Here is a 22,470-nt window from a genome sequence, read left to right on the forward strand (position 1 = left end):
GTCATCCTTCGGTGATGTTTGGGATGACGGGCCCCCGTACTTAAATAACTTCCAGAAGCGCACAAGCTGCAATACCGCCTCCACCTGCAGCGACTAATAACACTTTATCATTTGCTTTAATATCTGCATGTTCGCGCAGGTAATCCAAGGCAATGCCGACACTGGAGCCGGAGGTATTGCCTGTTTCCTCCACAGTTTTGACAATGCGCTCTTCAGGAAAACCCAATTGTTTGGCAACTGATAACACTAAATTTTTATTTCCTTGATGAGGTACTAGCCATTGGATGTCCGCAGTGCTCAGGTTTAATGCCTTGAGAAATTCTTCGGCACCATCCACCATGCCATGTACTGCTTTGACAAATAATGCAGTACTTTCCTTGATGGTAATGTAAAAGAGTTCGGGATCTGTACACTGTGCAGCAGGCAGCCGCGAGCCACCTGCAGGAGTGGAAACTGTATCGCTGACCTCTCCATCTGCAAATAATGCCGAAGCGATAAAACGAAATTCTGCATGCTCTTTATCGGTGGACACAACACAAGCAGCTGCGCCATCACCAAAGAGAACGCTGGTGGCAAAATTATTTTTATTTAAAAATTTGGAGCGAATTTCACTGGCTATTAATAAGATGGAGCCCATACTTGCCTGAGCAATCGCCGCACTTGTATGTAAACCGACTACAAAGCCCGCGCAGGCTGCTCCTATGTCAAAAGCACCGGTATTTTGTAATCCGAGACGGTATTGCACCAGAGGGCTAGTTGGTGGCGCGAGATAGTCTCCTGAAATTGTAGCTAAGATAATTTGGTTAATCTTATTTTTTTCTGTGGGTTTCTCTGCGAATAGTTTTTCTGCAGCAAGTACCGCCAAATCACTACATGCTTGATCTTCATTGGCCCAACGTCTGTTGCGAATTCCGGTCGAGAAACTGACCAGTGTTGGACTTTGGGTACTATTCATCCAATCGAGAACCTCTTGATTACCCATAATCTTTTCGGGTAATGCAGTGAACGGACCTTTGAGGTATATATTTTTTTCAGCGTATAATAAGTTCATGATGATAATAGTCCTTCTGAACGCATCAGAGGTAATCCGCCGCTTACTGTAATTACGGAGCCTGTCATAAATGAGGTTCTGGATAATAAGGGATCCATCGCTTCTGCGACTTGTGCAGTTTCTCCCATCATGCCCTGAGGAATAATGTGCGCCATTTTTTCTTGATAAGCAGGTTTTTTCCAGAATTGCTCTGTTCTTGATGTTTTAATCAAACCAACACGGACGATATTCGATAAAATATTGTTGGCACTGTAATCAACGGCTAAATTTAAAAACAATCCCTCTAATGCCGCTTTGGTAGCGCAATAAGCACCATAACGACTAGTGCCTGTAATTGCCGAAAGACTGGAAATCAGAATCAATCGGCCAAATTTATGGGCCAAAAAAGCAGGCAATAACTGATGAATCAACCAAATATTGCCATGTAAGTTATCATCAATATAAGCACGTAATGCAGGATAGGGTAGCGCGTGTAATTTACGAAGTTGGCTTACACGCGTAAACGCGTTCAGCACAACCCCATCTAAAGGTTCTTGCAGCAGCTCGTGCAGCTCTTCTTTACTGGCTTCTGGATTGGCAAAATTGTATACCAAACCGCGTACTTGCATGTTGTGCTGTTGATAGTGTTCCAAGGTTCTATCCAGGCTTTCTTTAGTGGAACAAGTTATGATAATGCGGTCGCCTAATTGCAGTCGTCGTTTGGCTATAGCCTGGGCAATATCGGAAGAACCTCCCGTAAGCAAAAGATTCATTTTGCCCCCAATTCAATTAAATGTTTTTCAATGCTGCTTATCGATTCATAATGTTCTTTGACTAAAGGCATAACCGGGATCTTAATTTTAAACTCACGTTCTAATTCGATAATAAGTAGCGCTAACATTAAGCTATCTAGGCCACCTTGTTCCAAGGTGGCCGATGTATCTTGGGGTAGATGGGGAAGCCCAATCTTGACTAAGGTATTGTGAATGCGTTCAGTGAGCATGGATTTTATCCTTCTGACTTAAAAGTAGGGTTTTTCTATCCAGTTTCCCATGTTGATTACGCGGTAATTTTTCTAATAATTGCACGCTAATTGGAAGTTTTCTGGGTAAAAGATGTTGTTTTAATTGTTTGACAAGCATGTGTTCAGAAATATTGGGGCTAAAACTACTCTGCTCCAGACAGACAAGTAAGCGGATACCATACAGTTCATCGTTTAAAGGTAAGACAATCGCCTCTTTAATTCCTTTAATTTGGCAAATTTTATGCTCTATCTCAATTAAATTGATTTTTTCACCGCCTATATTCACCATGTGATCCAAGCGTCCTTTAATTGCTACTAAACCTGAGGGTAATTGCTCCGCTAGATCTCCAGTAAAAAACCATTCATCCTGTATTCGGGTTTGTTGTTCTTCCCCCAAATATCCCAGCATCAGTTGGCTGCCTTTGATAAGCAATTCATTGTTTTCTGACAAACGCACCTGCCAATCACCAATTGGATAGCCAGCATACTCCTCGAGAAATAAAGGATCAGTACTGGAATAAGTGAGTACGCGAGGAGAGGCCTCTGTTAAACCGTAATTATTGTAAATGATCGCTTTGGAAAAGGTATGAATTAAGCTTTCACGTAATGAAACACTCAACGGTGCTCCTGCAGAGACAACTGCTTTTATTTTTGCTGCACTTTCTGGGAACAATGCAGCCATTTTGTGAATTGCCACCCAATGCGAGGGCACACCACTCCACATGTGCGGTATCTTACCACCTTCTAATAAGACTTTGATGTCAGTAAATTGTTGGAGCAGCTGCGTTTTTATGCCTGCGATTAGTCCCGGAAGTAATTGACCTAGCAAGCCAAAAGAATACGATAAAGGCAAAAATAATAATTGATCCTCTATCTTGGAAAATTCAAGCGCCTTCACAATAGCTTTGCAATTGGCGGTGATATTTTTTAGAGAAAGTTGTACCGCCTTCATTTGTCCTGTGCTTCCAGAGGTAAAGAGTACCAAAGCTAACTGAGGGTGAGGTTTTATATCATTGTTTTCATGGAGTTCTAGAAGTTCTCCATGCTCATTCACGGTCATATTCGTGCTTAAAATAGCCCGTTTTTCCCATGCCAATTCTTGATGGGCAAAAAGTGCTACAGGTTTTCCGATAGTTAAAGCAGCTAATAATTGAATGACAAATAGGGGTTGGGGTGTGGCTTGTAAGACTAAAATGCCCGGGGGCAATTTGTTTAACTGCCTAGTCATCTTGTAGATCGCCGCTTCTAATTCAGCAAAACTTAAATGCTGTTCCTCAACACTTAGTGCAATTCGATTGTGTGCATCTTGAGCCAAAAATTGCATGATCTTAACCCTCAACCTTATTCAATCGCCAAGTAGCGATTATAGGCAGTGTACTATCCAATAAGTGTTTTCTACAGAAATTTCGACGAATTTTACCACTGGTTGTATGCGGCATGGATTTGAGCGGAATAAGTACAATGTGATGAATTTCGAGTTGATGAGTCTGGTAAACCAGTTCAAAAATAGTATTGCACAAAGTGTCTTGTTCCTCAGAACTAAGCAAACGATTTTTTACTTCGCACATGACAGTTAGCTCGTATTCATGTTCTGTCTGTATCACAAAAGCAGCACATTTGCCTAAAGATGCATGCACTGGCGCATGTAAAATAGAGTATTCTATATCTTGTGGGTAATGATTTTTCCCATAGAGGATAATCAAATCTTTGATGCGGCCCGTCACATAGAGTTCTTCTTCATGTACAAATCCTAAATCGCCTGTTCTTAAATACAATTGATTACTTGGGTCATCCTGAATTGTACCTTGGAATGCATGCTGTGTTTCTTCATCTTGTTGCCAATAACCTTGGGCAACACTGGCACTTTGTACCCAAATTTCACCTATTTGATCATTCTCACAGAGGGTGCGTGTTTCTGCATCAACAATTTTTACTGTTTGTATGAACTGACCGCAACTGACCAGAGTATGGCTCAGTGGACTTCCTTCTTCAGCAAAGCGGACGCGATGATCCTGATATTGCTCCTTAGTTAAAGTAAGGGTGCGATAGGAGGCATTTGGAGTATTACCTGTCACTAATAAAGTCGCTTCAGCCAAACCATAACAAGGATAGAAGGCCTCTTTGCGAAACCCATAATCTTTAAAAGCATGATAAAAATGTTCTAATGTTTCTTTTCTAATGGGTTCTGCTCCATTGGATGCAATATTCCAGCAGCTTAAATCCAAACCCTGCTTTTTTTCTTCCTTGATGCGTTTCACACAATAATCGTAAGCGAAATTAGGGCTACCGCTGATGGTTACTCTATATTTACTAATGTTTTGTAACCAGGAAAGTGGATTTTGTAGAAAAGAAAAAGAAGACATCAGGTATGTTGGAACGCCAGCATAAATAGGCGTCAAAATATAACCTATTAAGCCCATATCATGATGAGGTGGGAGCCAACTGAATGATATACTTTCTTCATTTAACTGAAATGCATGCGATATTTTGTGAATATTATCCAGCAAGTTGCCGTGAGTGATGATAACCCCTTTAGGGTGCATTGTTGACCCTGAGGTGTACTGTAGAAAAGCAACGTCATGTGCACGAATAAGAGGAGGTTGCCACAGAGAACTCATATGTAATTCTATGGTATCTATGGCCAAACATGGAACTGAATCCAAATGCGGTTGTCCCTGTATATTCAGCGTGGCGAATTTGAGCAAATGATCTGCCGTCATTAAGGCATATACCGGTTTTGCATTCTGAATAATGCGATGTGCCTTATCTAATAATTTTGCTTGGGCAGGAGGATAAATGGGTACTGCGATACAACCTGCATAAAGACAACCGAAGAAAGCTTGAATCAGGGGAAAACCTGGGGAAAATAATAATAAGATCCGGTCTCCAGGCTGTACCCCCTGTGCTTGTAAGTGTGCAGCAATAGCTCTTGCTCGCGCATCCAATTCAGCATAAGTCATTTGTTCTTCTAAATGTCTATTTACAAAAGTACAGCTTATTTGTTCTGGAGTATGCAGCGCTCTGTGTTGAACCGCATCGACAAGGGAGATGCAGTTGAAAATCTCTTTATTTATCACAGAAACCTCATGGATTATGAAATTGGAGTACTTGTGCGGCATAAGAGAGACCACCGCCGACACTCATCATCAGTATTTTTCCTGGGCGGTCAAAAACCTTTTCTTCGATTGCTCTTGCTAAAGAATAAAGAACCGATGCACCACCAATATTACCAATTGTATCGGAATCCCAAATGATTGATTGATTTATCATGTCATTTTCTTGAAGCAGCTGGGTAATTAATTTGCGGTTCACTTGATGCGGTATAATCCAGGTAATGGCGTTGCGATCTTCTTGTGTAGGTAATAAATGGGCGAGCATTTGCTTGTACTTAGCATACGCCAATTCTTTCATCAGTGATTCGTCGCCAATTAGATGATACCCGATGGAATCAATTTGTTCTTTGGTCGGTGGAAAAATCCCCTGGGTAGTGAACGCTTCAACGTATTTTCCCTCAGTAGAAAAAAAGCTTTTTTCAATGGTGAATGCACCTGTTTCCTTTTTTTCCATGAACAAGGCTGCAGCCCCATCAGCTAAACCTATCCATGTTTTTTCATTTTCAGGGTCAATTACTTTGGATAACGTCTCAGCACAACTGACCAGGACATTGCTGTAACCTAAAGCCATTAAGGCATAGGCAAGATGAAGCGTCGATAAGGATGTGGAACAGCCTGTTTTTAAATCATAAGCCGGAGCATCTATACCTAAGCTGCCAAGAACTGCTGCAGCTTGTGAGCCTGTAAATCGTTTATTGGTTGTCGAGCCCAATAAAAATGCATGTATTTTCGAGGGGGGGAGCTGTGTAAACAGCTTTTGTACTGCTTCAATAGCTAATGATTCAGCCGTCATTGCTTTGGACTTGTCTAAAGGCTCCCACGGTTTATGACACCAATAACGAGAATAAAATCCAAATTCCTCACCAATTTTTTCAGCAAATTTTTCTAAAAAAGATAGAGAGTGGCCCGACGTTCTCGGGAAGTTTTGTAAAATATCCAAATTAGTGATTGGCGGAGAGTCAGGAAGGACGCGAGATGCGGCTGTAATATCAAAACGAATATTAGGGGACAAAATTTCCATAGATTTTACCTTTCATTTTTTACGGCTTTAATGCGGGTAAATTATACCCTTTTTTGGGGATAATTTGACCCTATTAATTACGAAGTGTATTCTTTTGCACAAATTTAACTGAAAGTTGAGTGATATATGACCTCATCGTCTGCTGATAAAACCACGATGAAGTGGATAGAAAGTCTCATTGATGAGCATAGTTTCCTTCCATTATTTGCAGATTATGCGCCTAATGAGCAACTGCATTTACAGTTTGGGGCGGAAGTAATTACGGGCTTAGCTAAAGTAAACCATAGACCAGTTGCACTATATGCTCATAATCATTCAGTGAATCGCGGATATATTACCAGCCAAGGTGCCAAAAAGATTCTACGTCTTATGGACAGAGCCAAAGACTTACGCATTCCTATTATTGCCTTTTTAGCTTCTCCTGGTATTTCTTTGGAAGAAAATTTACTAAGCGGCGATGAATACACGCAAATTATCGCGCGTAATATCAACCTCTCAGGGGTTGTCCCGCAATTTGCGGTACTTGTCGCACCTACACTAGGGGCACCTGCTTATTCTGCGGTGTTGATGGATTTGCTGTTCTTTAACAAGCACCGTAGCTATTTAATGGTCACTAGCCCGATGGTCGTGCAACAAGCAATCGGTGAAAAAGTCAGTATGAGTGAATTGGGTGGGGCCGCAATGCATGCGAGCACTACAGGTATCGCTGATTTTATTGACGACAGCATCACGGCGCAAATTAACCACGTGAAAAATATGCTCCAATTTTTTCCTTCACATAGTGGAGAATGCCCTCCGGTGCACGCGTTCATGGAACCAGTGCATGCTGTGCCTAATATCCCAGATGATCCCAGAGTGCCATTTAATATGTGCGATTTGATTCAGGCAATTGTGGATAACTCAGAAGTACAACAATACAAAAGCATGTATGGACAAGCCATGATTTGTGCTTTTGTGCGCATCCATGGATATGCCGTAGGAATTGTTGCAAATCAGAGCACTCGTTTTAGCGGCGCGATTGATTCAGATGCCGCGCAAAAAGCAGCTAAATTTATCCGAATATGTGATGCATATAGGATTCCTATTCTTACTTTAATTGATGTTCCAGGGTTTATGCCCGGAAAACGTGAAGAGCAAAAGGGCTTATTGCAACATGGGGCCAGATTATGTGCCGCGATGCAAACTCGGGTGCCGAGAATGAGTGTGATTGTGCGTAAATGTTATGGTGCTGCAGCATTTCTCATGATGCAAACCGTATCGCAGCAAGGTGATTTGGTCTTGGCTTTAGAGACTGCGACTCTTGGTGTTATGGGTAAAGAGACCACAAAAAAAGTTCAAAGTACGGATGGACGTGTGTCTGTCGAAATCAAAGCAAGTGCGACGAATGAGTTGTCTCTTGATCCCTCATTAATGGATGCCTATACATCTGGTTTGATCGATGAAATGATTACTCCCGAACGAATGCGTGGTCGTTTAGCACAACATTTGGAATATTTATATCGCATGATGGATGATTTGCCGATGGCACGACATTCTATCGTATAGAATTTCTCTCGATTATTAGTGAGGAAAAACAACGCCCATCTGCCCTGACGGGCGCTTTCTCCCCAAGGGGGAAGGGATGTTTTTTTAAGATCTCCTCTCCTACTTGTAGGAGAGAGGCAAATACAATGAGTAAGGATCATCATGTCTGCTTATCACGACTTACTGCAATTAATTCATTCTTTTGAAAACTATTTAGGAAATCCTGAAAAACAGGATAGCCCACTCAATTTTCAAGAAAGTGTGCAACACGATGAGCAAGAACAGCTTGCCTGGAAACAAATCAAGTGGATTCAGCAATGGGGGTTTATGGATTACCTCATTCCTCAAAGCCTTGGCGGCAGGTTTGCTGCACTTGATGTCGGGTATTTTCTGGTTAAATCAATATGCAGACGCGACTTAACCACAGGTATTGCCCTGGGGCTGCCATTTCTGGGGGCTTTACCACTTTGGATCGCAGGCAATGCACAACAGAAACAAGCGTTGGTAGCGTCTTTTCGTCGCGGCGAAGTTACTGCATGTGCTTTGACTGAGGAAGAACATGGTTCTGACATCATGGCAAATAAAGTCACGGCGCATCCGTGTAATAACGGTTGGGAGTTATCCGGAAGAAAATGGTGCATTAATTTTGCTACCCAGGGGCAAAATATTACTCTTCTTTGCCGTACCCATGAACGCGGAGGGCCTTTAGGTTTTTCCGTTTTTTTTCTGGATAAATCCAAAATTCAATCTGGTTTTATGCCAACACCCAAGCTGCCTACGCATGGGGTTAGAGGCTTGGACATCAGTGGCTTTTCTCTGGAACAAGTTTTCTTGCCCCAAGATGCGTTGGTTGGTGACAAACAACGCGGTTTGGAAATTATCTATAAAACGTTACAGGTTTCACGAACTTTATGTGCTTCTTTTTCTGTAGGCACTGCTGATACGGCGTTACGTCTAGCACTTTCTTTTAGTCTGCAACGACAGTTGTATGGGAAGACAGCATATGAAATTCCTGTTGTAAAACAGCGACTGGCAGAGCAGTTTACGCAACTACTCATTGCCGATTGTACGGCTTTAGCTGTGGCGCGTGCGAGTTCGGTGCGGCCTGAACAATTATCTTTTTGGTCTGCGATTATTAAATTCCTTATTCCTAAAATAACTGAGGGCGTTGTCGACGAATGTAGCATTGTCATGGGGGCCCGCGCTTATTTACGTACAACAGAATGGTCCATGTTTCAGAAAATCAGACGCGATATTTCAGTAATTGGTTTGTTTGATGGGAGTAGTCAGGTTAATTTATCCGTGATTGCAGGCAGTTTATTACCGCAAGCAAGAATGAGAGGAAGTTGCCTGCCAAGTCAATTACAGCAATTGGAACATATTTTTAATCTGGACTGTATGTGTCCCGAGTTTTCACTAGAGCGTCTAAGTCTTTTCAGCCATGCAGAAGATGATATTTTGGCTGGTTTATCCGTATTAAAATCGAAGCAAATCAACCCATTAATTAAGGCGATTCGTGTTGAACTCAAGCGATTAGACCGCGAAATAGTTGCTTTGCAAGAGCAGAAACAATTTGACCCACGCAGTCTGGCAGCATTTCGTTTAGCAGAACAATATTGTTGGATTTTTGCAGCCAGTTGTTGTCTTCATTTTTGGCATTTTAATCAGCAATTAATGACTAAAGAATTGTTGGGCATAGACTGGATTCATTTGGCAATTCAATTAATTCTTAATAAATTGAACTCATATTCATCTATTAACGACAGATTGCAGGAGTCTATGGCGGATTGTTTGTCTCAATTTTATGAGCAACATCGATTGTTTTCGGTAATTCCAATTACAATACCTGCTTAAACCTAGAAAAAAGGTTGAGTTCTACTACTCAAGTGGCGAACTCAACTGTTTTTTCTAGGTTAGTAGCTCGCCAACTTTAGTTTTTGAGGTTATCATCTCGTATCGCATTCATTTTGGCTAGTAATAGGAATGAATTGGAAAAGAATATTTATTGCCGCAATTACCCGAAAAAAATATCGCGCTTTTATTAAGGATACCAAAAATCCCGAGCGTTCACGTGAACGTTTATGGAATCAAGAGATTGTACCTTTATTAAAAAAATCTGCTTATTGGCAGCCTCGGCTACCCAATATCCCAACGTTAAGGTTGGATGATTTTTCAATTACGCATTATGAAGATTATGAGGCAGATCTTTTGGCCGCCCAACACAGTCATATTCAGCCTTTTAATGGAGAAAAATTGATTTTTTGGTCAGAGACTTCGGGAACAGCAGGAGTCCGCAAATTTTTTCCAATTACCGCCTCGTTTCAGACGCAATTCCAGCGCACGATGCCACCTTATATTTATACTCTGACTCAACGCTTCCATGGGTTGTTTAAAGAAAAAATGTTGTATTTGGTCGCGGTGGATTCGCATAAAACCTCTCCAGCGGGTACTCCATCAGGCTGGATTAGCAATTTTAATTATCGCAATTTACCTGCGTTTATTAAACGTTCCTATGCAATGCCTGATGAAGTGTTTGATAGTACAGAAGTCTATACACAATGGTCTGCTTTATATGCTTTAGCATCTGATCTGAGCGCACTATTTGCGGTAACACCTATGGTTATTGATGCTTTTTTTGAGCGTTGTCTTCACGATTTTAAACATTTTTTACCCTATTTATTAGGAGAAAAATCTATTCCTGATTTTTTACCTCCGCTACAAATTACAAGAAAACGTCGACATTACTTAAGTCAGCTCGCACAACAGAACCCTAGCTCATTTAAAGAGTTTTGGCCATCATTGAGCATTGTTGGATGCTGGATTTCTGGCCTTTGTGAATATCCTGCGCGTCAATTACAAAAATTGTTGGGTCCAGATGTTGGCCTAGTTGATGGCACTTTTTCCGCTACGGAAGGATGGCTTACTGTTCCTTTAGACAACCGACCAGGAGGTTTTTTACATCCCGGTGCACATATTGCTGAGTTTATTGAAGAAGGTAAAAATATTGAAAAAGAAAATCTTTTACAATCTTGGGAGTTGGAGCAGGGTAAAAATTATGAGGTTTTCTTAACTACGGCAATGGGCTTTGTGCGCTATCAGTTAAAAGATGTGGTGAAATGTACTGGTTTTTTAAATAAAGCACCAAGACTTGAGTTTTGTTATAAAACACAAATGCTTAAATTGGAAAGTTGTTCCATCACCGGCCAAGAGTTGCAACATATGCTGCGTGATATTTCTTTTGAAATAGAGCCTCACTGGTATTTTGCGCGGAATAGTTTGGGAAATAGAATTGTTTTCGTTACTGATGATGCGATGCAAATACCTGATTCGTTATTAGCTGGTATGCACAAGCGTTTAATGCAAATAAATGAACCCTATGCACATAGTGTGACGACTAAAGAAGTACTTCCTATGGTTTTATTGCAATTGCCAAAAGATGAATTATTAGCAGATAGCCATGCACAGACAAAGCCTAAATTAATTTCTCAGAGGGTAATTACAGAAAAATGAAATGATTTGTATCTGGCCTTAGAGCAATTGACATGTAAACCCCAGATTATTGGGTTTGGTTATTATAAAAGGAACTCGTGTTATGACAGAAAAGAGTAAAGCTAAGTCAAAAAAAACTCCTGGAAAGACTGAATTATCACCATCCATGCTGATTATTATTGACTTGGTATCCATCTTATTTAGTTTGATGCCTGGTGTTGCTGCTTTTAGCATCACTGGTCTATTTATCTATCATGGTTATGCTCATACATGGTTGGTTCTGCCATTGGCTCCTTTCGTTTTGTTTGCCTCGTTTATTCTGATCATTGCAGTCATTAGATTGTGTTTGCCGCGTTTAAAACCAGGCCGATATAAACGCGAAATGAATCAAATGACTTTTGCCTGGTTTTGTCATTTTGCACTGACGCGCTCTGCTAAGGTTGTTGGACTGGCTCCTTTGTTGCAAACATTTAACATCGTTAAGTTTTTTTACTGGCGGGCGCTGGGTGCTAAAGTTTCTTTTCAAATTGTAAATTCGTTTGATATCGATTTTGTGGATTTTCCATTAATTACTATAGGAAAAAATGTCACTCTTGGAAGCGGGGTGTCAATAAGTTGTCACTCCGATGTAGGTAACTTGCTTTTTCTTGCTCCGGTGGTCATTGAAGATAATGTTTTTATCGGTATGTCCACTGCGATTGGTCCTGGAACAACCATTAAAAAAGGCTGCTGGATTGGCTATGGAAATACATTTGTTAATCAGGTAGTTGAGGAAAATACCCGATTAGGGAATGTCAGACCAACTCCTGATTTAGAGTAAATAATCGCATCCTATTAAGAGCCTACCTGGAAGACTATGGGCATATATGGCAAGTTGAGTAAAAAAAGAATAATCATGAAAAACAATGCCGAGAAAATATTTCCTATCCGTACCCATTTTTTTTCCATGCTTTCAGAAAACCATGCAGTAATTGCATAAGTCAGGCTATATAAGATCACTGTGATGATACAAATGACCACATTAATATCCAAAGAATAAGATTGGAAAATTTTATGAGTCATCATTAGAATCAAAAGAAATAAAATGACCCGATAAATACGTAATAATAACTTCAGCCCGAAGGGAGCTCCTGATTCGACACTTCCATCTTGGAAATATGCATTAAAAAATATAATTCCTAAAGACGTAAGCGGGATTAAAATAGTAAGCGGATTGATGTATTCTTCACCGCCATTGAGAGAATGGCCTATATAAAGAATAAAATAAACGATGCTGATTAAAGCTAAGAAAGGGAACAGATAATACATCATTCTTAACAATAAAAAGCGTATGCTGTAAATGATTTTGATATTTTGTTGTCCGATGCCTAATCCTATAAAAAACAACGTTACATGTGAAATCAAACGAAAATGGAGATTATTGGAATACAAATTCCATAAAAAATCACTGCCCACCGTTCTGAATATAAAAGCGCCCAATAAAATGAGTAAATTCGCTAAAGCGGAAAACACGGCAGCAACACACAGTAGAGGAAGAGTATTCCAGACGGCAGCAAATAAACTGGTATAACTAATTCGCCAGGTATTATCATGATGGTATGCGTAATGAAATGAATGCCCGACATAAATAAATACTGGAAATGCGCATAAGAATGTAAACCAATGCTCTAGAGGTAACGCTGCAAAACGTACTTCTATAGGCAGCAGAGGCAACGATAAGAATAGAGCGCTTAATATGCTGCTAGCAACTAAGCGTAAACAATTTTTGTCATTATAAGCCAATGCATATAAAAGGGCGCTGAGACTGATTAGGGCATAATCAAATATTTTGATAATTTCATTGCGGATTAAGCCATCCAGAGCAAAACCAAGGAGTAAGCCAATTAGAGTTAAGAGGTAGATTCCTTTTTTTGATGGCATATTTGTGTCTCCTTTTCGTATGAATTTAGCATAGCTGATTTTAAACTTACTTGCATTTACTTCATTGTTATTATTGATTTTTTTGAGATTAAGTTTTTTTGGCGCAATTGATGGATATTATGGTTTTATTTTAATCTGCGTTTTTGTAGAATGAGTTTAGAATCATTCAACGAGTCCATAATTGCGATGCTGAGTAAAATTGACCGTTTTAAACAATGGCGTGGAAGCCAATCTGATGCAGAGCAAAATGTCCTCGCCACAGCGCTACTGATTAGCGATTATGTGAGTTCAGTAGATAATCTTGACATCATCCGAGATAACGCGGAGCGAAAGTCTAAAGATTTTGAGCTATATAAAGCACGCTCTTTGGGAACGGCGGTTTTTGCCAAGCTATTTATGGATGAAGCACATGCGCAATTACCAGAAACTGCTGAAAAAGAAAAAAAAATACTGTCCAATTCCAGTATGATCTTATCTAAATTGTATGAGGACTGGAAAGATAATACTAAAGAACATGTTTTTACTTTAATTGGCAATATTGAAAAATTACTTGCTTTAAACACCATGCCCTTTACAGATAAAAATGATTATAAAACGTTTATGCTTTCTGCATATATGTTACTCCTCCTTATCAAGACAGCAATTGCAAAAGTAGATTGGAAGGTTCAACTTGCGGTTTCAGTTTTTTTTAATCTCGAGGAAATCAAATCAAAGATAGGGCTTTTTTTGCAAAAAATAGAAGAAAAAATGGAGCGGTTCAATCATCCAAAAGCCGAGCGTGTCGTAGATCCTTTAAAGCCAATTAAAGAGCTTTTGAATAGACGCTATCATAGCGTATTGGGTATTGGCCCTAGAAAATCTGCTAAAACGGATAAATTACCTGAACTAAAACGCCAGACACCGGTGCTGCCAGCAGAAAAAAAGCAAGTAACGCGAAGTATTTTTGATAGCCTCACTGAGCTTGAGGCTGATATAGAAAAAGTTTCTTCAGGTATGTTTAGCTTAATCGGGTTACGAAAGAAAAAAGCAGAGTTTGATGAAAAAATAGAGAAAGTAACTCAATTACTTACAGCAATAGATGAAAACGATAAGAAAATTATTGGTAGAAAGGATTTTTTAGAGCTTCTAAACGGTCATCAGGAGTCCTATGAGACTCTTTTAAACAATACAGAGGCTCCTCAAAGGCAACAACTTCTTGAAAAAGTAGCACAACTCAAGAGCTCGCTTGCATCGCCAAATCTGTCTTCAGGCGCCATTCAGGGAGTGAGCTGGGTGGCTACACCGATTACTATTGTCTATCGAACGGCTACGCCGCAATTGGTGCAAGAAGCAATCGGTTCCACACTGCCTACTACCTTAGATGGTGCGTGCAAAATGGAGCTTAAGGCATTAATCAATGCCTGTTTGCAGGATTTACAAGGCAAGTCGAAAAAGAAAGAAGTACAAACTGCAGCCATAAAAAATCGTTTTTTTAGTCATGAGGTAAAACTAAAACAGTGGATAGAAGAAGAAAGCCTTGAACAACTTATTGCTTTAAAAAAAGCAAATGATGCAATGAAGGATGCAGTACAAGCCAGTTGTAAGTTACTTACTACCATAAAAAGAAACTCACTTTTTCTGTATACTCTGCAACAATATAGTGAAACTTTGGGGGAGTTTGTCCGCTTGCATGATGGGTGGTTTGTGAGGGTGTGTAATTTTTTAGCTAATTTCTTGTCTTTTTTTAAAACAGAGACAGCACAAATGATTGATGATGCTGCTGTTTTGAAAACTAAAGTAGATCGATTAGCTGATGAATATCAACGTGCTGTTGCACAGGGAATTCGACAAATTGAACGTACTCCTAATTTGACCGACCCCATTAAAAGCCATATAAAAAGCCAACTTAAATTAGAGCTACAGGATACGACTCAAGAACAACACGAGTACATGAACCCAAACAAACGTACGGTACGCTTATTGATGAGTAGTTTATCAACCTTATTTGCTAAAAAGCCGCAACCGCATAGAGAACAACGGAATAAAAAAGAGCACGAGGAAGAACAATCGGCTTTAATCGTGGCAAGCATTTAATTATTGTTATGAAAATGAACACAGGTACTATCTAAAGGGCTTTTCTAAACGCAGTTTTCCTCCATGTTTTGACTTGGAACAAGCAATTATATAAATGACTTGATTTTTAAGAACTCTATGTTTAAAGTTCGATCAGATTTGATTGTAATTAAGGAGGATTAAAATGTTCGGTTTTTTTAATAGGGAAAACAAGTGGCGTGCAACGATGCAAGTCGTGAATGGTGTTGTGCTCGTGATGGCTGCGTATGAGATGCTTTCTAAGGGAGAACTTGATTGGGAAAATGGTTTTGATTTGGCAATGGGCGCACTTAATGTCCTTACTTTTAGTCGCAATGATAATGCATTGACCAGTTTAGGGGATACCGCTCTCAGTTTTACAGGCCTGGGTACTGTTTATGCAGGAGTTACTTCGGGTTGTACTGCCAGTTCGCTTGTCGGTAATGCGGGCAAGGCAGCATTACATTTGACCAATGCAATAACGGGTATTTGTTATAAATATAATCCACAGCAAGAAGAAACTGCTCCAGAAACGCTAACTAAATCAATGTAATCGTCCGCGACTCGTCCATCCTGAGGAGTTTACGACGTAAGTAGGCTGGGCTGTTAAGCCCAGCGTTTGCTGAATTAATTGTTACGCTCCAAAATGTTCATCATGAAACCTATCCGTAAACCCAATTAACAAATAATTATCCATTGTTCTTAAGAAAGAAATCTATTGGTGTTATAACAGCCCAGCCTACGGTTATTTATCTTGGCCACAGTAGTCGATATAGACTGGACGAAAAATTCTGGCCGTACAAAAAACTCAACCCGCTTAAAAATAAATCATTTTTTCCATATAAAAATATCAGTTGTAATGAAAATTTTGAGCTATATTAAAAATACAGGATTTGCACAAATAAAAAAATAAGGACAAATCATGGGCTCACTTCTGCTATTATTTTTAGCAGTATCCACTACATATATTCCGCAGCTGCCAGTGGAATTTCCCCAGGCGCAAGCGATAAAGAATGACGTTCGTTTCATCAGCGAAACAGCGCAGTATTCTGTGCGAATTAATGATCAATCATTAAACGATATTAAGTTGATGCTTACTCATGCAGCGCCTTACTTAAACCCGCTCGTTATCAATAAAGCACTCACTACTTTAAAGTGTGCGACTGAATATAATGTGGATCATAATAATATTTTAACAATTATTGATTATTCATTGCCTTCCAATGAAAAACGGTTGTGGGTATTTGACTTAAATGCAAAAAAATTATTGTTTCATACTTATGTCTCACATGGCATTAAATCTGGTGCCTTACTTACTAATTATTTTTCAAACAAATTCAATAGCAAAGCAAGTAGTATAGGTGTTTATCAGACCCAGCAAGCTTATTATGGTCGTGATGGGCTTTCATTACGTTTGGATGGTTTAGACCATAATTTCAACGATAATGCCTCAGGTCGCTCTGTGGTTATGCATTCCGGGTGGTATGTAGAAGAAAGCTTTATCAAAAAATATGGAAGACCTGGGCGGAGTTGGGGATGTCCTGCGCTTCCTCTGGAAAATTCACAAGCAATCATTAATACCATAAAGGATAAGTCTTTATTGGTTATTTATTATCCAAGTGATGCGTGGTTTGCTAAGTCAAAATTTTTAAATTGTGATAAAAATTCTGCACCGCAATATACCAGTAATCCGACAGTACAAGTACCTGCAACTGCTCCCGATGAGCATCGTGATGCCATCTTTTTTGTAGGCAGCGGATATAAGGGCAAACGTGCTGAAACTAATCCTGTCGCAGTCATTTCCGCAGATACCTATGAGCGTGTATTTCATACGGCAGCGCCATTGTCACGGATGTTGCGAAGACAAATCAATAATGCAGAATATATTGCATTAAGTGCTAGTGAGCTTACTTACTTGGCGAATCACAACAATCCAAATGCTGTAGCTCAAGATGACGGCATTAGTGCAATTCGTTTTGTAATACCCACGATGAAGGTAGTTCGAGGGGGGTATTATGAAACGCAAATGCAAATTGTTGATTTAGGTAAAATCAAAGAAGTTAAAGTGAATGGTGATTTACCTAGAGAAAATATTACGGTTTACTTTGAAGGGAAATCTTCCGTAAGTTTGAATGCACATAATGAATTTATTCGCTGGGTAGGATTGTAGGAGACAAAACTCACATACTACTCCCCCCATCATCCCTCGCTACGCTCGGGATGGTGGGGGAGACTAAGCTATATTTCTTTTTTATCTGAGTCTTTGTCATCCAGTTCAAGCCACATTGCATTTAAGATCGCAAAACAACAGGCCAGACCAGTACCTAAAATCCAGGAAAAATACCACATAATAACCTCCTAATAGGCCGTATCTTGATTTTTCTTAATTGTATTTTCTGTTATTTTTCCTCGCATCACTCGGTAAACCCAAGCGGTGTAAAGCATGACTATAGGTAATAAAATAACAGTTCCTAAGAACATAATGAATAAAGTTAACTGACTTGAAGAACTGTCCCAAACGAGCAAACTTTGTTCTGGATTAGACGAGGAGGGGAGTATGAACGGAAACATACTTACACCTACCGTAGCAATAATGCCCGCAACAGACAGTGCACTACAAATAAAAGCAGTTTTAACATGCCTTGCAGCAAGAAAGGCGAATAATGCTGCAATAATCCCAATCCCTGGAGCGAATAAGGTGATGGGTAGATTGCGGTAATTAGAAAACCATGCTTCTGCTTGTCGAATTACTGTTTTGTAATGTGGGTTGGATGGGCCATCGTGAGCTAGGGCACTGGTTAAACTGTATCCATCAATACCATAATGGAGCCAAATCCCACCGGCAATAAAGACTAATAAAGTCAATAGCGCAGATATTCTTCCTGCCTTTATGGCGCGTTGCTGTATGTGTCCTTCTGTTTTCAGGTTAAGGAAAAAAGCCCCATGCATGGCGAGCATCAACACTGACAGCACACCGCATAACAGGGCAAAAGGATTCAACAAAGCAAAAAAACTGCCCGTATAAAATGGTCGTAAATATTCGTCATAATAAAACGGGATGCCTTGTAATACATTTCCTACCGCAACGCCAAAGATTAGTGCAGGTACGAAACCGCCTACAAATAATGCATAATCCCAAAATGTACGCCAACGCGCATGGGGTAATTTTGAACGGTATTTAAAACCAACAGGGCGTAAAATTAGCGCTAACAAAATTAGGAGCATTGCAAAATAAAAGCTCGAAAATGAAAGCGCATATAGAGCTGGCCAGGCGGCAAAGATTGCGCCACCACCCAGAATAAACCAGACTTGATTTCCTTCCCAGGTTGGACCAATGCTATTAATTAATACACGTCTTTCAATATCTGTTTTTGCAAGCCAAGGCAGCCACATAGCAACGCCGAGGTCAAAACCGTCCATGACCGCAAAACCAATCAGTAATACACCGAGAAAAAGCCACCATATAATTCGTAATGTTTCATAGTCCAAAGGCATATTGAGTCTCCTAGTGAGCCATATTATCTGGGCCAAGACGGATGTACTTAACCATCAAGAAAATTTCAACTACAGCAAGAATTGTATAAAAGAGGATAAAACCTGATATGGAGGTTAATACTTGCGTCGTACTGATACTAGAGGCACCCATTGCCGTGGGTAAAACATCTTGAACAGACCAAGGTTGTCGTCCATATTCTGCGACTACCCAACCCAGCTCAGCAGCAAGCCAGGGCAAAGGTAGTGAGAAAAACGCGATGCGCAAATACCAACGCGTAGTATGTAATTTGCGTTTCATGGACAAGTAGAAGCCTGTTGCGAATAATAGAATAAAGAAGAATCCGCACGCGACCATAATGCGGAAAGAGAAAAATAAAGGAGCGACTCGGGGTTTCAGATCATGTGCCGCTTGGTTAATTTGATCATCAGTTGCGTCAACTACCTTTTCTGTATATTTCTTCAGAAGAAGTCCATATCCTAAATATTTATTGTGTGCAGTAAAATCGGCTTTTGCTTGCGCATCATTAGGATTTTTTTGTAATCGGGTTAACGCTTCATAAGCAAGCATACCTTCTTTGATTCGTTCTTTTCCTTGCTCGATTAATTCAGAAATACCTTGCAGTGGTTCAGTGAAACTACGTGTTGCGATTAATCCCAATGCGTAGGGGATGTTCAATGCATAATCCGTATGCATTGTTTCCTCATTGGGAATTCCAAAAACGGTGAGAGCGGCAGGCGCTTTTTCCGTATGCCACAATGCTTCAATGGCCGCAAATTTCATTTTTTGGTTTTCATTGTCAAGATGGCCGCTTTCATCGCCGAGCACGACTACTGCTAAAGCAGATGCAAGTCCAAAGCTTGCCGCCACAGTTATTGAACGTTTGGCAAAGTTGGTGTTTCTGCCGCGTAGTAAAAAGTAGGCACTGATGGATAAAACAAAAATTGAACCTGTAACGTAACCCGCACTAATGGTATGAACAAATTTGGCTTGTGCCACTGGATTAAACATGACTGCAGCAAAATTGGTTACTTCCATACGCATCGTATGAAAATTAAATTCAGCACCAACGGGGTTTTGCATCCATCCATTGGCAATCAAAATCCAGAGTGCAGAAAGATTCGTACCTAAAGCCAATAACCAGGTGCAAAACATATGCTTCACGCGACTTAATCTATCCCAGCCAAAGAAAAAGATACCCACAAAAGTTGCCTCTAAGAAAAACGCCATCAGTCCTTCAAGTGCTAGTGGGGCACCAAAAACATCACCAACATAATGGGAGTAGTAGGCCCAATTGGTGCCGAATTGAAACTCCATGGTCAGCCCGGTAGCTACACCTAAAACAAAATTAATGCCGAAGAGAATCCCCCAATATTTGACCATCTGTCGCCAAATATCGCGACCTGTCATGACATAAATTGTTTCCATGATTGCTAAAAGTAATGACAAGCCCAACGTAAGTGGGACAAAAAGAAAATGATAAAGCGCAGTTAGAGCAAACTGTAAACGGGAAAGATCGACTAGCTCACTACCAGGAATCATTGCTCACCTCTCATGTAATGTATTGATAAAGTTCTTGTAGCCTGTCTGCAAAATCCACAAAAATGACTAGAAGCCGCGAATTTGCAGGTAGTAGGCTCTTAATCTCTGTTCTCTATGAATTAGGGCAGCATCTTTATCAATTTACATAATGTATGATTTTCACTTTATCCAGATTACAACTGCCATTTTTAGAGAAGAAAGAAGTTATTTTTTTTCTTGTACGGAACCTAACAGCCATTGTTCATTGCTTTGATGTGGTTTTTCCACATTTTTAAAGCAAATTACCCATAATAAAATCAATAAGGTAAATTTAATAATTAAGGTTATTAAAATATCACGTTTAATCATGTTCTTTAACTCCCTTTTCTTGTCTTAGCATCCCAAATTTTAAAGATCCTGCAATTAAGGAGGCTTTTTGAACTATTTCTGCAGCAAGTTCGCTAGGTAAATGATGCTCAGCTTCATGCTGGAATAAGTTAAGCCAACGTACGAAATGTGCTTCTTCAAAATGGGTTAAGTGTTTTAATAGGACATGCTTTTGATAAGCATTGCCGTGATACTCATTGGTTTTCAACATGACGCTATTCCAAAACTGACACAGCAGAGGGATGTGCTCATTCCAATCAACTTGAGCTACATCATTAAAAATAGGACCAAGAAGCTCATCATTTTGTACTTTTTGGTAAAAATGAGTCACGAGTTTTTCGATATGTGTTTTATTCAGCTCAGTCATAACTACTATCCGCTGATATAAATAAAAGGATCATACTTAAGTTTTATTTTAAATACAACTTTAAATGAGCGCCCAATCGGATTATTTTTTGATTGACTTAATTAACTCAAGCAAGGCTAGTGCATTATTGTGTTGTTCGTCTTTAGCACCGTATAACAAAGTGACTGTCTGGCTTTTTGCTTTAGTAATAATTGTTTGTACTTGCTCTTCTTTGTTTTTAAGTTCCTGAGCGTAACGTTCTTGAAATTCTGGCCATTTTTCGGGTTCATGGTTAAACCAGTGCCGTAGGTCGTTACTGGGGGCCACATCCTTTAGCCATAAGTCTATATCCGCCTTCTCTTTTTTTACTCCGCGAGGCCATAATCGGTCAACTAATATTCTGTAGCCATCAGAAGACCCCGGTTGCTCATAAATTCGTTTGATTTTTATTGGACTCATCGAGCTCTCCTTTCGGTATAATATTGAGTAATGGATACAGATCGATTTTGTTTTGAATGATGTCCTTTAAGGTAAATTGTTCTAAAACGTTAAAGAATGCGTTTTGAGCCTCAAGAAGGACTGCTCGTAATTTACATGTTGGTGCAATGCAACAATTGGCTTTGTCTTTATTAAAACAAGGAACGAGGTCAAAGTGGGGCTCAAGCCGCAAAACAAGGGATTTTAAATTGATTTCCGCAGGATTTTTAGCCATCAGGAGACCTCCATTTTTTCCTCTAATTGTTTTAATTACTCCTAGTTTAGATAAATTATGGATTATTTTTATTAAATGGTTGTGTGAAATGTCATAAGCACAGGCAATATCATGAATCGTGCACATATTTTGTTTTATCGCAATATAAATCAAAGCTCGCAATGAATAATCAGTAAATTGAGTTAGTTGCATTAATCACCTTAAACATTAAATAAACGGCTTATTATTTCTTTTTATTAAATGTATTTCAAATGCATATTCAAGATGGCAAAAAATTGGCAGTAATAGTATTATTGAAGCATATTTAAGCTATAATTTAACTTATGGACATTGAAAATAGGAACTTATCATGAGCAGAAATATTATGAGTAAAATCATATGTGCTACAGTTTTTGCTCTCGGCCTATTTACTGCTGGAGCAAGTTTTGCGCATGGTGGCGGTGGCGGTTGGCATGGCGGTGGTGGTTGGCACGGTGGTGGTTGGCATGGTGGCTATTATCATGGTGGTTACGGTGGCTGGCACGGCGGCTATTATGGAGGCTGGGGTGGCGGCTGGTATGGACCCGGTGTTGTCATTGGTGTTCCTTACTATAATGATGATTATTACTATAACGATTATTGTCAAACTGTTCGCGTGTGCAATAATTACGGACATTGTTGGTTGCAACAGTCTTGTTATTAATTACAAATTAAGTGAGTGATTTTTTGACCTACAGCATAGGCTTGTGGGTTTTTTATTTTAACTGCTTGTGCACCGTAAAAATGTTCTTATGAAATAATTCGCGTGGTAAGTCAGGCAATAAATTTGGGCACGAAAAAA

General features: G+C 39.7%; 22 protein-coding genes. 8 read left to right on the top strand and 14 right to left on the bottom strand.

The features are described 5' to 3' along the window. Positions 1 to 40: 40 nt before the first annotated feature. The 6 genes from Lste_RS01470 to Lste_RS01495 are packed head-to-tail and all read right to left on the bottom strand — an operon-like array spanning position 41 to position 6,188. Positions 41 to 1,051 (bottom strand): 3-oxoacyl-ACP synthase III family protein, encoded by a 1,011-nt coding sequence (locus tag Lste_RS01470; RefSeq protein ID WP_058509317.1) that lies wholly within the window; start codon positions 1,049 to 1,051, stop codon positions 41 to 43. After that, on the bottom strand, positions 1,048 to 1,803 hold the full coding sequence (locus Lste_RS01475) for an SDR family NAD(P)-dependent oxidoreductase (RefSeq protein WP_058509318.1): 756 nt from the start codon (positions 1,801 to 1,803) through the stop codon (positions 1,048 to 1,050). Before Lste_RS01475 ends, Lste_RS01470 begins: the two co-directional genes overlap by 4 nt. Beyond that, entirely contained in the window at positions 1,800 to 2,033 is a 234-nt protein-coding gene (locus Lste_RS01480; RefSeq protein WP_058509319.1) for an acyl carrier protein, read from the bottom strand. Before Lste_RS01480 ends, Lste_RS01475 begins: the two co-directional genes overlap by 4 nt. Then, the gene (locus tag Lste_RS01485; protein WP_058509320.1) at positions 2,023 to 3,378 is read right to left on the bottom strand and encodes a class I adenylate-forming enzyme family protein; all 1,356 of its coding nucleotides are present in this window, start codon (positions 3,376 to 3,378) and stop codon (positions 2,023 to 2,025) included. Before Lste_RS01485 ends, Lste_RS01480 begins: the two co-directional genes overlap by 11 nt. Positions 3,379 to 3,382: 4 nt before the next feature. Further along, entirely contained in the window at positions 3,383 to 5,128 is a 1,746-nt protein-coding gene (locus Lste_RS01490; protein ID WP_058509506.1) for a fatty acyl-AMP ligase, read from the bottom strand. A gap of 10 nt (positions 5,129 to 5,138) precedes the next feature. Then, a complete protein-coding gene (locus Lste_RS01495; RefSeq protein ID WP_058509321.1) occupies positions 5,139 to 6,188 on the bottom strand; it encodes a 3-oxoacyl-ACP synthase III family protein in 1,050 nt (349 codons plus the stop codon). A 126-nt stretch (positions 6,189 to 6,314) separates the two neighbouring features. Between Lste_RS01495 and Lste_RS01500 the strand changes: the two genes are divergently transcribed. The 4 genes from Lste_RS01500 (at position 6,315) to Lste_RS01515 (ending at position 12,021) form a co-directional block, all read left to right on the top strand. Beyond that, a complete protein-coding gene (locus Lste_RS01500; RefSeq protein ID WP_058509322.1) occupies positions 6,315 to 7,733 on the top strand; it encodes an acyl-CoA carboxylase subunit beta in 1,419 nt (472 codons plus the stop codon). A gap of 141 nt (positions 7,734 to 7,874) precedes the next feature. Continuing rightward, positions 7,875 to 9,566 (top strand): acyl-CoA dehydrogenase family protein, encoded by a 1,692-nt coding sequence (locus Lste_RS01505; RefSeq protein ID WP_058509323.1) that lies wholly within the window; start codon positions 7,875 to 7,877, stop codon positions 9,564 to 9,566. Positions 9,567 to 9,695: 129 nt separating this feature from the next. Further along, a complete protein-coding gene (locus Lste_RS01510; protein ID WP_058509324.1) occupies positions 9,696 to 11,222 on the top strand; it encodes a GH3 family acyl-acid amido synthetase in 1,527 nt (508 codons plus the stop codon). An 82-nt stretch (positions 11,223 to 11,304) separates the two neighbouring features. Further along, positions 11,305 to 12,021, top strand: a complete 717-nt coding sequence (locus Lste_RS01515) for a DapH/DapD/GlmU-related protein (RefSeq protein ID WP_058509325.1) — start codon at positions 11,305 to 11,307, stop codon at positions 12,019 to 12,021. A 14-nt stretch (positions 12,022 to 12,035) separates the two neighbouring features. Here Lste_RS01515 and Lste_RS01520 read toward each other — a convergent pair whose 3' ends face one another. Continuing rightward, a complete protein-coding gene (locus Lste_RS01520; protein ID WP_058509326.1) occupies positions 12,036 to 13,121 on the bottom strand; it encodes a hypothetical protein in 1,086 nt (361 codons plus the stop codon). Between the two features lie 186 nt (positions 13,122 to 13,307). On the opposite strand from Lste_RS01520, the gene Lste_RS01525 reads away from it, so the two are divergent. From Lste_RS01525 to Lste_RS01535, 3 genes are all read left to right on the top strand, one after another. Then, entirely contained in the window at positions 13,308 to 15,194 is a 1,887-nt protein-coding gene (locus Lste_RS01525; RefSeq protein ID WP_058509507.1) for a hypothetical protein, read from the top strand. Between the two features lie 163 nt (positions 15,195 to 15,357). After that, entirely contained in the window at positions 15,358 to 15,744 is a 387-nt protein-coding gene (locus tag Lste_RS01530) for a hypothetical protein (RefSeq protein ID WP_058509327.1), read from the top strand. Positions 15,745 to 16,113: 369 nt separating this feature from the next. Continuing rightward, positions 16,114 to 17,361 carry a murein L,D-transpeptidase catalytic domain family protein gene (locus tag Lste_RS01535; RefSeq protein WP_058509328.1) on the top strand — a complete coding sequence of 416 codons (1,248 nt, stop codon included), beginning with the start codon at positions 16,114 to 16,116 and terminating at the stop codon, positions 17,359 to 17,361. A 68-nt stretch (positions 17,362 to 17,429) separates the two neighbouring features. Here the strand turns inward: Lste_RS01535 and cydX are convergent, their stop codons facing one another. From cydX to Lste_RS01565, 7 genes are all read right to left on the bottom strand, one after another. Beyond that, positions 17,430 to 17,543 carry a cytochrome bd-I oxidase subunit CydX gene (gene cydX, locus Lste_RS01540; RefSeq protein WP_416338560.1) on the bottom strand — a complete coding sequence of 38 codons (114 nt, stop codon included), beginning with the start codon at positions 17,541 to 17,543 and terminating at the stop codon, positions 17,430 to 17,432. Positions 17,544 to 17,549: 6 nt separating this feature from the next. After that, positions 17,550 to 18,686, bottom strand: coding sequence for a cytochrome d ubiquinol oxidase subunit II (gene cydB, locus Lste_RS01545; RefSeq protein WP_058509330.1), 1,137 nt, complete (start codon positions 18,684 to 18,686; stop codon positions 17,550 to 17,552). A 10-nt stretch (positions 18,687 to 18,696) separates the two neighbouring features. Beyond that, on the bottom strand, positions 18,697 to 20,226 hold the full coding sequence (locus Lste_RS01550) for a cytochrome ubiquinol oxidase subunit I (protein ID WP_058509331.1): 1,530 nt from the start codon (positions 20,224 to 20,226) through the stop codon (positions 18,697 to 18,699). Positions 20,227 to 20,430: 204 nt separating this feature from the next. Further along, on the bottom strand, positions 20,431 to 20,574 hold the full coding sequence (gene cydP / locus Lste_RS19370; RefSeq protein ID WP_193393374.1) for a cytochrome oxidase putative small subunit CydP: 144 nt from the start codon (positions 20,572 to 20,574) through the stop codon (positions 20,431 to 20,433). After that, positions 20,567 to 20,959: a group III truncated hemoglobin gene (locus tag Lste_RS01555; RefSeq protein ID WP_058509332.1), complete on the bottom strand. Its 393-nt coding sequence runs from the start codon at positions 20,957 to 20,959 to the stop codon at positions 20,567 to 20,569. The genes cydP and Lste_RS01555 overlap by 8 nt, the downstream gene beginning before the upstream one ends. Before the next feature lie 81 nt (positions 20,960 to 21,040). Continuing rightward, positions 21,041 to 21,397 carry a DUF488 domain-containing protein gene (locus Lste_RS01560; RefSeq protein ID WP_058509333.1) on the bottom strand — a complete coding sequence of 119 codons (357 nt, stop codon included), beginning with the start codon at positions 21,395 to 21,397 and terminating at the stop codon, positions 21,041 to 21,043. Beyond that, positions 21,366 to 21,842, bottom strand: coding sequence for an RrF2 family transcriptional regulator (locus tag Lste_RS01565; protein ID WP_058509334.1), 477 nt, complete (start codon positions 21,840 to 21,842; stop codon positions 21,366 to 21,368). The genes Lste_RS01560 and Lste_RS01565 overlap by 32 nt, the downstream gene beginning before the upstream one ends. 157 nt (positions 21,843 to 21,999) lie before the next feature. On the opposite strand from Lste_RS01565, the gene Lste_RS01570 reads away from it, so the two are divergent. Continuing rightward, the gene (locus tag Lste_RS01570) at positions 22,000 to 22,332 is read left to right on the top strand and encodes a hypothetical protein (protein WP_058509335.1); all 333 of its coding nucleotides are present in this window, start codon (positions 22,000 to 22,002) and stop codon (positions 22,330 to 22,332) included. The last annotated feature ends 138 nt before the right edge of the window (positions 22,333 to 22,470 follow it).

The sequence above is a fragment of the Legionella steelei genome (assembly GCF_001468005.1).
In the GTDB taxonomy this organism is placed as follows: Bacteria; Pseudomonadota; Gammaproteobacteria; order Legionellales; family Legionellaceae; genus Legionella; species Legionella steelei.

What these genes read in the sequence shown, in the direction of transcription:
- Lste_RS01480 (WP_058509319.1), bottom strand. Translation starts at nt 2,033, where the DNA reads ATGCTCACTGAACGCATTCACAATACCTTAGTCAAGATTGGGCTTCCC.
- Lste_RS01475 (WP_058509318.1), bottom strand. Translation starts at nt 1,803, where the DNA reads ATGAATCTTTTGCTTACGGGAGGTTCTTCCGATATTGCCCAGGCTATA.
- Lste_RS01560 (WP_058509333.1), bottom strand. Translation starts at nt 21,397, where the DNA reads ATGAGTCCAATAAAAATCAAACGAATTTATGAGCAACCGGGGTCTTCT.
- Lste_RS01495 (WP_058509321.1), bottom strand. Translation starts at nt 6,188, where the DNA reads ATGGAAATTTTGTCCCCTAATATTCGTTTTGATATTACAGCCGCATCT.
- cydB (WP_058509330.1), bottom strand. Translation starts at nt 18,686, where the DNA reads ATGCCTTTGGACTATGAAACATTACGAATTATATGGTGGCTTTTTCTC.
- cydP (WP_193393374.1), bottom strand. Translation starts at nt 20,574, where the DNA reads ATGATTAAACGTGATATTTTAATAACCTTAATTATTAAATTTACCTTA.
- Lste_RS01530 (WP_058509327.1), top strand. Translation starts at nt 15,358, where the DNA reads ATGTTCGGTTTTTTTAATAGGGAAAACAAGTGGCGTGCAACGATGCAA.
- Lste_RS01510 (WP_058509324.1), top strand. Translation starts at nt 9,696, where the DNA reads ATGAATTGGAAAAGAATATTTATTGCCGCAATTACCCGAAAAAAATAT.
- Lste_RS01525 (WP_058509507.1), top strand. Translation starts at nt 13,308, where the DNA reads ATGCTGAGTAAAATTGACCGTTTTAAACAATGGCGTGGAAGCCAATCT.
- Lste_RS01570 (WP_058509335.1), top strand. Translation starts at nt 22,000, where the DNA reads ATGAGCAGAAATATTATGAGTAAAATCATATGTGCTACAGTTTTTGCT.
- Lste_RS01485 (WP_058509320.1), bottom strand. Translation starts at nt 3,378, where the DNA reads ATGCAATTTTTGGCTCAAGATGCACACAATCGAATTGCACTAAGTGTT.
- Lste_RS01515 (WP_058509325.1), top strand. Translation starts at nt 11,305, where the DNA reads ATGACAGAAAAGAGTAAAGCTAAGTCAAAAAAAACTCCTGGAAAGACT.
- Lste_RS01565 (WP_058509334.1), bottom strand. Translation starts at nt 21,842, where the DNA reads ATGCAACTAACTCAATTTACTGATTATTCATTGCGAGCTTTGATTTAT.
- Lste_RS01520 (WP_058509326.1), bottom strand. Translation starts at nt 13,121, where the DNA reads ATGCCATCAAAAAAAGGAATCTACCTCTTAACTCTAATTGGCTTACTC.
- Lste_RS01470 (WP_058509317.1), bottom strand. Translation starts at nt 1,051, where the DNA reads ATGAACTTATTATACGCTGAAAAAAATATATACCTCAAAGGTCCGTTC.
- Lste_RS01535 (WP_058509328.1), top strand. Translation starts at nt 16,114, where the DNA reads ATGGGCTCACTTCTGCTATTATTTTTAGCAGTATCCACTACATATATT.
- Lste_RS01550 (WP_058509331.1), bottom strand. Translation starts at nt 20,226, where the DNA reads ATGATTCCTGGTAGTGAGCTAGTCGATCTTTCCCGTTTACAGTTTGCT.
- Lste_RS01505 (WP_058509323.1), top strand. Translation starts at nt 7,875, where the DNA reads ATGTCTGCTTATCACGACTTACTGCAATTAATTCATTCTTTTGAAAAC.
- Lste_RS01500 (WP_058509322.1), top strand. Translation starts at nt 6,315, where the DNA reads ATGACCTCATCGTCTGCTGATAAAACCACGATGAAGTGGATAGAAAGT.
- Lste_RS01555 (WP_058509332.1), bottom strand. Translation starts at nt 20,959, where the DNA reads ATGACTGAGCTGAATAAAACACATATCGAAAAACTCGTGACTCATTTT.